We start from the raw sequence: 6,658 nt of genomic DNA, 5'->3' as shown, positions 1-6,658 counted from the left end.
GGCACTCATCAGGGCGGCAACGGAAATCAGGATCATGCGATTGAGCTTGGTCATGGGTGTCTCCATCCTGTTCACGCATCCCCGAGCCCGGCTTGTTCCGTTCTTCTCGGTTGATGGTGGAGGTTTCCCACAACCCGGGTGAACCCGTTTTGAACTCCCGGTTGTCTGGCGTTCATGTTCGCGCGCCGGATCAGGCGGCGATGAAGCCGTCCGGAAACGTCTTGAGCCGTGCAATGTCGCGCTGCGGCGGCAATCCGAACAGGCGGCGATACTCGCGGCTGAACTGCGAGGGGCTGGTATAGCCCACGCTATGGCTTGCCGTGGCCGCGTCGCAAAGGCCTTGGAGCATGAGCCGCCGCGCCTCCTGAAGCCGCAGCTGCTTTTGGAATTGCAGGGGACTCATCGCGGTGACCGATTTGAAGTGGCTGTGCAGCGCCGAGGCGCTCATGCGCGCCACATCTGAGAGATCCTCGATGCGGAATGTCTCCCGGTAATTCTCCTTGATTAAGCCGATAGCCCGATTGATCTGCCGCAGCTTGCTGTCTCCCAGCGCGATTTCGCGGAGCTTTGCGGTCTGGTCGCCCCGGAGCAGGCGAAACAGAATCTCCCGCTCAGCCAAAGGCGCAAGCACGGGAATGTCTCCGGGCGTGTCGAGGAGCCGCAGGAGACGGAGCACGGCGCCGATGAGTTCCGGCGTGACGCTCGAAAGAGACAGGGCCGGCGCAGGCGCCAGGCCGCTCGGCGCCGGGCCTGCGTCGAGCAAGAGCGTGCCGAGCGTCGCTACATCGAGATCGAGCCGCAGACAGAGATAGGGCGCGGCCTCCGAGGCGTCGATGATCTGCCCGACCACCGGCACATCCACCGAGATCACCAGATATTTGTCCCGGTCGTAGACGTAGACCGCATCGCCCAGGATGGCCTGCTTCCGCCCTTGCGCAATGATGCACACCGCCGGCTCGTAGAGCGTATGCAGCGGCAAGGTCGGGCGCGCGCTCCGGACGAGAAAGACCCGCGGGATGGGCGTGGCATGAACGCCATCGGCTTTGGCGTATCGGTCAATCAGGCTGGCGAACTCAGATTGGCTCTCGGCCATCATGGACTCCTGAAACCCCTTTCCGCCCGCGAGAACATAAGGCTGGGGAGACGTCGAAGCTAACACAAGCTCAGGCGCCGGATTGCCGCACCCGCTCTGTTTTGGACGATCAGGCAATAAGGCAAGAGCTTTGGACTACCGCACGCCGGCTCTCCCAACCATTTCTCTCCTCACACGCGGCGGGCATCGTCGCCAGCAAATCGAAGAGGAGAACAGGCATGTCCAATATCGAAGGAAAAGTGATCGCCATCACCGGCGCGAGCAGCGGCATCGGCGAGGCCACGGCCAGGCACCTGGCGAAGCTCGGAGCCAAGGTCGTGCTCGGCGCGCGGCGCACAGACCGGCTCGAGACGATCGCCGAGGAGATCCGCGCCGACGGCGGCACGGCGGACTTCAAGCCGGTCGATGTGACAAACCGGGAAGATGTCGAGGCGTTCGTGCAGTTCGCCGACAAGACCCACGGCAAGGTCGACGTGGTGGTGAACAACGCCGGATTGATGCCGCTGTCGCCGCTGGAAGCCCTCAAGGTGGACGAGTGGGACCGCATGGTCGACGTCAACATCAAGGGCGTGCTCTACGGCATCGCCGCCGGCCTGCCGATCATGAAGCGCCAAGGCTTCGGGCATTTCGTCAACATCTCGTCCGTCGCGGGCCACGTCGTCTTCCCGTCGGGCGCCGTGTACTGCGCGACGAAGTTTGCCGTGAGCGCTCTCTCCGAAGGGTTGCGCCAGGAGAACAGCGACATTCGCGTGACGGTCATTTCGCCAGGCGCGACGGAGTCCGAGCTCGCCGACACCATCACCCATGACGAGACGGCGAAGATGGTCGACGGGCTTCGGGCGAGCGCCATCCCCGCCCAGGCCATTGCCGACGCGGCGGCCTACGCGATCGGCCAGCCCGCCGAGGTCGACATCAACGACATCATCGTGCGGCCCACGGTGCAGGCTCTCTAGCCGCTAGAGGAACGGGGCGGCGGTGGAGATCATCGCGGCAATCACCGCCGCCCCGATCACGCTGAGCAGCGCGCCGGCGCGCAGCATTTTCGGCAACGGGACATAGCCCGTGCCGAACACGAGCGCGTTGGGCAGTGTCGCAACGGGCAGCATATAGGCCGAGGAAGCGGCGAGGGCGACGGGGACGGCGACGAGCAGCGGCCCCACCTCGGCGCCGATCGCGAGGCTCCCGGCGATGGGCAAAAACGCAGCCGCGGTGGCCGTATTGCTCATAAGTTCGGTGAGAAACACGATGAGCAGAGCGACGCCGAGGATGAGCACGGCAAGCGGCATGCCGTGCAGGAAAGAAAGGCCGTTGCCGATCCAAACGGCCAGACCCGACGTGTCGATCGCGTAGGCAAGACTCAAGCCGCCGCCGAAGAGAACGAGAATGTCCCATGGCGCACGCTGCGCCGTCGGCCAATCCAGCAGAAACGTCCGCCGCGACCAATCGGCCGGAATAGCGAACAGGGCGATGGCTCCGGCAATCGCGATGCCAGCCTCGCCGATCTCAAGGCCAATAAGCGCATCGACCCAGGGATAGACGATCCAGGCGACGGCCACGACGGCGAACACCGCCGCAACGCGCTTCTCCGGCCGGGTCGGAGGGCCCATCTCGCGGAGCATTTCGGCGACCCGTTGGGTCTCGGTTCCGCTCAGAGCGTCGGAGAAGCGGAAGATGAGCCGCGTCAGGATCAAGTACGCGACGCCGAGCATCACGAGCGCAACGGGCACCCCAAGCGCCATCCATTCGAAAAACGTAATCTCGATCTGAAAGGTCTGGTCGAGATAGCTCGCGGCAAGGGCGTTGGGCGGCGAGCCTATCAAGGTCCCCATCCCGCCGATCGAGGCGGCGTAGGCGACGCCCATCATCATGGCCGCCGCGAAATTGACGCCGTCTTTTCCGCGTCCGCCTGCGCCCGACTGGACCACGGAGATGAGCGACACCGCGATGGGAAGCATCATGATGGTGGTGGCGGCGTTGGTGATCCACATGCTGAGCGCGGCGCTCGCCAGCATCACCCCGCCGATGAGATTGAGCGGCCGGTTGCCGGCACGCAGGATGATGTGAAAGGCGATGCGCCTATGCAGGTCCCAGCGCTCGACGGCGAGTGCGATGAGGAAGCCGCCGAACAGCAGGAAGACGACGGGATTGGCGAAGGGCATGGCGGCGGCGTGGATGTCGGCAATGCCGAGCAAGGGCACCATCACGATCGGCAGGAGCGCCGTGACGAAGAGGGGAAGCGCCTCCGTGGCCCACCAGATGGCCATCCACAGCGCAAGTGCGGCCGTGGCCCAGCCCGTGTCCGAAAGTCCGGCGGGAGGAGGGCTCAGCAGCACCGCCAGGAACACGATGGGCCCCAGCAGAAGGCCCACGAGCTGGTAGGTCTTATAGTCCGCTGCCGTCCGCCCCTGCTCGGGCATGATCCCCCGCTAAATCCTGCACGATTCAGCCCACGCGCTCACGCCACTCCCAATAGCCTTTGGCGCGGAGCTCGCACGCGGGACACGTCCCGCAGCCATAGCCCCAGTCGTAGCGCGTGCCGCGCGCGCCCTTGTAGCAGGTATGGGTCCGCTCAACGATGAGGGTGACGAGCGCATCGCCGCCGAGGTCGTGCGCCAGCGCCCATGTCTCGGCCTTCGAGCGCGACATCAGCGGCGTCTCGATCGCGAAGTCGATATTCGTGCCCAGGCGGATGGCCTCTTGCAGCGCGCGCAGCGTCGCATCGCGGCAATCGGGATAGCCGGAATAATCCGTCTCGCACATGCCGCCGACCAGGACCGTGAACCCGCGGCGGTAGCCGAGCGCCGCGGCGTAGACGAAGAAGGCGAGGTTCCGTCCCGGCACGAAGCTGGAGGGGAGACCAGACTCCAATATGACGATCTCGGCATTGGTGGTCAGCGCCGTCTCGCCGATCGCCCCGAAGCTCCTGAGATCGAGCATATGATCGGGCCCGAGCCGATCTTCCCATTGCGGGAAACGGTGGACGATCTCCTCGCGCACGCGCTTGCGGCAGTCGAGCTCGATCCCGTGCCGTTGCCCGTAGTCGAAGCCCACCGTCTCGACCCGCCGATAGCGGTCGAGCGCATAAGCGAGGCACACGGTGGAATCCTGGCCTCCGGAGAACAGGACCAGCGCGCCGTCGGCGGTCATGCGCTCAGAAACTCCGGCCGTCGATGGCCTTCACCGGCAACGAGGCGGGATCCACGTCTTCGAGGCAGCGGACATTAATGGCGACCATCTTCGATCCGTCGGGGGCGACGCCGCGGGCGAACGAGGCGACCCCGCAAGTGCCGCAGAACAGATGATGGACGATCTTCTTGTTGAATTGGTAGTCGGTCAGGTCGTCATTGCCTGACAGCAACTCGAATTGCTGGTCCGGCACGAAGGTCAGAAGCGAGCCGCGCTTCTGGCACATCGAGCAATTGCACGATATCACCTCGTCAATTTCGGCCTCGACCTCGTAGCGGACACGGCCGCAATGGCAGCCACCGGTGTGTTTCGTCATCAAGCCTACCTCGAATGCCTATCAGCCTCATCTTAAGGCCCATATACACCTTCCGCTCTCGAGCCGCCTAGGCTAAGACGGCCCCGAATTGTTTTGGGGGTTCCGCATGACAGCCATCGCCACCATCATCGGCCGTGAAATCTTGGACAGCCGCGGCAATCCGACCGTGGAGGTCGACGTCGTGCTCGAGGACGGCCATCACGCCGCGCGGCCGTGCCCTCCGGCGCCTCCACGGGCGCCCACGAAGCGCATGAACTGCGCGACGGCGGCTTCCCGTTACGGCGGCAAGGGCGTGCAGAAGGCTGTCGAGGGCGTCAACGGCGAGATCCGCAAGGCGCTCGACGGCTTCGATGCCGACGATCAGAGCGGTCTCGACCAGCTGCTGCGCGATCTCGACGGCACCGAGAACAAGAAGCGGCTCGGCGCCAACGCCATTCTCGGCGTGTCGCTGGCCGCGGCCAAGGCGGCGGCGGCCTCCCACGAGCAGCCGCTCTACCGCTATCTCGGCGGCGAGGAGGCGACGCTGCTGCCGGTGCCGATGATGAACATCGTCAATGGCGGCATGCACGCCGACAACCCGATCGATTTTCAGGAATTCATGATCGTGCCGGTCGGCGCGGCGTCGATCGCCGAGGCCGTGCGCATGGGCGCGGAGGTGTTCCACACGCTGAAGCAGGGCCTGCACGATGCGGGGCTCGGCACGGCGGTCGGCGACGAAGGCGGGTTCGCGCCCAATATCGAGTCGACGCGCGCGGCGCTCGATTTCGTCATGAAGGCGATCGAGACCGCCGGCTACCATCCGGGCAAGGACATGGTGCTGGCGCTCGACGTGGCCGCCACGGAGTTCTTCAAGGACGGACGCTACGTGCTCGCCGGCGAGAACCGCACGTTGTCGTCGGAAGAGATGGCGGCCTATCTCGCCGATCTCGTCGCCAACTATCCGATCTTCTCCATCGAGGACGGTATGTCGGAAGACGATTGGGACGGCTGGCGCACGCTGACGGAAGCGCTCGGCGACCGGGTGCAGCTCGTGGGCGACGATCTGTTCGTCACCAATGTGACGCGCCTCAAAGAGGGCATCGACAAGCACATCGCCAACGCCATCCTGGTGAAGGTCAACCAGATCGGCACCCTGTCGGAGACGAACGACGCGGTCAAAATGGCGCACGACGCCGGCTACGCCGCGGTGATGTCGCACCGTTCGGGCGAGACCGAGGACACCACCATCGCCGATCTGGCGGTCGCCACCAATTGCGGGCAGATCAAGACGGGCTCGCTCGCCCGCTCCGACCGGGTGGCGAAATACAACCAGCTCATCCGCATCGAGGAGGAGTTGGGCCCGAGAGCCCGCTATGCCGGCGCCTCCGTCCTGAAGCGCTGAAGAACCGCATTCGGGTAACCGCACCTTAACCGCCGTCGTTCGATCTTCGTGATTCGCTGTCCGGGGAGGGGTCATTGCGGTTCACTGCGTTTGTCTTTCCGCTGCTTGCCTTGAGCGCGGGCGGCTATTTCGGCTATCACCTGCAAAACGGGGATCACGGGCTCAAGTCCCGTGCCGAGCTGCAACGGCAGGTGGATGTGCTCGAAGGCGAGCGCGCGGGGCTGGCCGAGGTCCGCCAAAGGATCGAGCGCGACGTCGCGCTGCTCCAGCCGGAAAATCTCGACCCCGACATGCTGGACGAGCGCGCCCGGGCCATCCTCAACCTGGCCCATCCGGACGATTTGGTGATGATGAAGCGCCGCGCGCCGGACCCGACCGGGCCGCTCCGCTAGCCGCAAACCCTCGCGGTCAGGCGCCGCACCCTCAAGCTTCCTGCGCTGTTTGTTCTCGTGCTAGTTTTTCGCGCGCGGACGGACTTTGTTTTGAGTCGAGGAGGCCGGAGTGAACAGCCCAAGCCTGACGCCTGGAGCCACCAATTTCTGGCTGGATCAGCGCGCGAGCGGCAGGCCGCCGAGGCCAAGAAGCCGCGCCTTTCCCCGGACGAGGTGCTCGACGCCTACCGCAACATGCTGTTGATCCGCCGCTTCGAGGAGAAGGCGGGCCAGCTCTACGGCATGGGCTT

At 65.0% G+C, this 6,658-nt stretch carries 7 protein-coding genes and 1 pseudogene; 4 read left to right on the top strand and 4 right to left on the bottom strand.

The features are described 5' to 3' along the window. Positions 1-190: 190 nt before the first annotated feature. Complete coding sequence (locus AUC71_RS08405) at positions 191-1,096, bottom strand: AraC family transcriptional regulator (protein WP_342021827.1); 906 nt, start codon at positions 1,094-1,096, stop codon at positions 191-193. Positions 1,097-1,311: 215 nt separating this feature from the next. Between AUC71_RS08405 and AUC71_RS08400 the strand changes: the two genes are divergently transcribed. Beyond that, complete coding sequence (locus tag AUC71_RS08400) at positions 1,312-2,046, top strand: SDR family oxidoreductase (protein ID WP_069623906.1); 735 nt, start codon at positions 1,312-1,314, stop codon at positions 2,044-2,046. A gap of 3 nt (positions 2,047-2,049) precedes the next feature. Here the strand turns inward: AUC71_RS08400 and AUC71_RS08395 are convergent, their stop codons facing one another. Genes AUC71_RS08395 through AUC71_RS08385 form a run of 3 tightly spaced genes read right to left on the bottom strand, consistent with a single transcriptional unit; the run spans position 2,050 to position 4,595 of the window. Further along, positions 2,050-3,510: an SLC13 family permease gene (locus tag AUC71_RS08395; protein ID WP_069623905.1), complete on the bottom strand. Its 1,461-nt coding sequence runs from the start codon at positions 3,508-3,510 to the stop codon at positions 2,050-2,052. Between the two features lie 25 nt (positions 3,511-3,535). Further along, positions 3,536-4,240 (bottom strand): 7-cyano-7-deazaguanine synthase QueC, encoded by a 705-nt coding sequence (gene queC, locus AUC71_RS08390; RefSeq protein WP_069623904.1) that lies wholly within the window; start codon positions 4,238-4,240, stop codon positions 3,536-3,538. 4 nt (positions 4,241-4,244) lie between these two features. Next, positions 4,245-4,595 carry a GFA family protein gene (locus tag AUC71_RS08385; RefSeq protein WP_069623903.1) on the bottom strand — a complete coding sequence of 117 codons (351 nt, stop codon included), beginning with the start codon at positions 4,593-4,595 and terminating at the stop codon, positions 4,245-4,247. 106 nt (positions 4,596-4,701) lie between these two features. Here AUC71_RS08385 and eno point away from each other — a divergent pair, with 106 nt between their 5' ends. The 3 genes and pseudogenes from eno to AUC71_RS21050 all read left to right on the top strand — a co-directional run. Continuing rightward, on the top strand, positions 4,702-5,976 hold the full coding sequence (gene eno, locus AUC71_RS08380; RefSeq protein WP_244500863.1) for a phosphopyruvate hydratase: 1,275 nt from the start codon (positions 4,702-4,704) through the stop codon (positions 5,974-5,976). Positions 5,977-6,050: 74 nt separating this feature from the next. Next, positions 6,051-6,368, top strand: coding sequence for an FtsB family cell division protein (locus AUC71_RS08375; RefSeq protein ID WP_069623902.1), 318 nt, complete (start codon positions 6,051-6,053; stop codon positions 6,366-6,368). A 57-nt stretch (positions 6,369-6,425) separates the two neighbouring features. Continuing rightward, a pseudogene (locus tag AUC71_RS21050) lies at positions 6,426-6,658 on the top strand (hypothetical protein); the annotation flags it as partial.

The organism is Methyloceanibacter marginalis, assembly GCF_001723295.1.
In the GTDB taxonomy this organism is placed as follows: Bacteria; Pseudomonadota; Alphaproteobacteria; order Rhizobiales; family Methyloligellaceae; genus Methyloceanibacter; species Methyloceanibacter marginalis.
Note: the sequence above shows the minus strand (reverse complement) of the source record. Positions and strands in the feature narration are given on the sequence as shown.